The sequence below is a fragment of the Mesorhizobium sp. P5_C1 genome, from assembly GCF_054049815.1.
Genome location: NZ_JBFULQ010000805.1, coordinates 1 through 1892, shown reverse-complemented (window position 1 = coordinate 1892; position 1892 = coordinate 1). Strand labels below are relative to the sequence as shown.

Annotated in this window: 2 protein-coding genes and 1 pseudogene; 1 reads left to right on the top strand and 2 read right to left on the bottom strand. The window is 58.2% G+C overall.

All coding sequences use genetic code 11. The features are described from left to right. Both ACXJ7R_RS31480 and ACXJ7R_RS31475 read right to left on the bottom strand, forming a co-directional pair. A pseudogene (locus tag ACXJ7R_RS31480) lies at nt 1-147 on the bottom strand (SOS response-associated peptidase); the annotation flags it as partial. Nucleotides 148-519: 372 nt separating this feature from the next. Next, entirely contained in the window at nt 520-954 is a 435-nt protein-coding gene (locus tag ACXJ7R_RS31475; protein ID WP_457155214.1) for a hypothetical protein, read from the bottom strand. A 155-nt stretch (nt 955-1109) separates the two neighbouring features. On the opposite strand from ACXJ7R_RS31475, the gene ACXJ7R_RS31470 reads away from it, so the two are divergent. Next, nucleotides 1110-1238 carry a DUF6894 family protein gene (locus tag ACXJ7R_RS31470; protein WP_457155213.1) on the top strand — a complete coding sequence of 43 codons (129 nt, stop codon included), beginning with the start codon at nt 1110-1112 and terminating at the stop codon, nt 1236-1238. Nucleotides 1239-1892 lie beyond the last annotated feature (654 nt).

Sequence of the window (1892 nt, the reverse complement as noted above, 5' to 3'; positions counted from 1 at the left end):
CATGATCGGAGCTCGGTCGTTGATGCGGATGTCGTCTGCCTGCGGCAGATCCAGTTCAGTTTGGTGGGTAGGGATGTTGATCGCCAGCGACTGCATCATCCGGCAGTATTCTGCCCAGGCGATATGCTGCTCGTAGTCGTTGCACATCGGAGACTCCGCACAGTGGATTGATCTAATCCAAGATAGCGCCTGGAGATCGTCCAAACAGGATCAGCTCGTGCGATGAGGCGCGATGATGGCTCTAGAGGGCACTCTGCGGAAACCGATACGTCGATCCATTCCTTTTGTGTTTAGCACGACGCCGTCTTTTGTGGCGCGGCCTGGTGAAGGGCGACGATACACGCTAATCCGAAAACTGTCGCAATCTCAGGCCTCCCCGAAATAGCGCGCGCGCGATCGTCTGACGGTGCCTCGTGCGGTGCCGATCGGCCCCAACGATGCGATCCCCAGCGCCAAGGCAAGATCGACGCCGAGCATGACGCCGAAATGGCGCGGGAGGTTCTCTGGACCTGCACGGGGCTACATCTGTTGCCGACTGGGCGGCATCCAGTTGTTCGCTGAGAACGGCGGCAACGCTGGCGTGAGGCTCAGCAAACCCAGCGACGACGAGTTGACGCGATGCGAATTAGAGCCATAACCTAACAGGACGTCCCTGCCGTATCGAAGCTGCTTGGCGAGTCYTGGCGCCGCACATATGGACCAATCGCAGGCTGGGCGGAAACGGCCAAGATTTCGGACGTCCATCATGCCCCGCAGCAGCTCGCGGAGGAACTGGCGGACACCAACAAGATAGCGTTCGTCGCGGAACGGCCGGATGGGTCTCTCGCCGGCTATGCGATGGCTGAGATGGATGCGGGAGGTGACGTCATGCTCGACCGCCTGCACATAGAAAAAAGTGAATTCGGATCCGGGTTGGCGGCCGACATCCGCCGTACTTGCGGCCCATGTCGGCATCCCGAGCATCGCGCTAGAAGTGCTTGAGGGCAACGATCGGGCGCTGGCCTTCTACCGCAAGCACGGTTTTGAGATTGTCGATCGCAAGCCTGCGTCCTATTGTACGAAACGTACGTTTCTCTTCCCCTCCGGCTTAAAAAGCCTCATGCTGTCGGATGGCCACGTTTTATTTCGACTTCCGGGACGACGGCGAGCTTGTGCCCGACCGAGAGGGCTTGGATTTTGAAAGCTTTGGCGAAGCGAAACGCCAGGCAATCCGTCCATTGACAGAAATCACTCAGTAGACCCTACCCAAACACAGTCACCATGTGTTTGCCGTACGCATCCGAAATGCCGATGCTCGCTTCTTCGCGCGTCGATTGTTTTCGATATTGATGTCGATCAGGCCTAAACGCGCTACGCGATCAAACCATAGATACGGCGGGCTGCCTGTTAGATTGTTTCGCGCGGCGGAAAGCCGATTGGCCTGCGCCTTCCCCAAAGCTTCCACCCAACAGCGCCGGCCACCCCCCGCAAAAATCGTTGAGTTACATGTTGCTGGCCGGCCGGGGCGGGGACGACGGTCGATACGCTGGCGACGGCCGCTTGGGCGGCATGTCGGCCAAGGACACGCGGATCGGTCTCGTTGACACCGATAGGGCACCAGCACGGCGCTTGAGTAACTTAGCTGACATCTTAACCACAAGGTCTCGTATTTCCATGGCCGCTCCCTCCGAGAGCGCCCCCGCCGTTTTTAAATTAGCAACGGGTAAAGTTCCCCGCATTAAAATTTGACATATCGGGCCAAAAAAACGGACGATCAAACGTACTGTGGGTCGAAATCACCAACCAGCCGTTCGTATTCGACCTCTGATTCTCCATAGCCCCCGTCGGCGATTTCAACGAGCCCTTCCCGGTCGCGAATGGTGACTTCCCCACGTCGCGACTGGATCAATCCC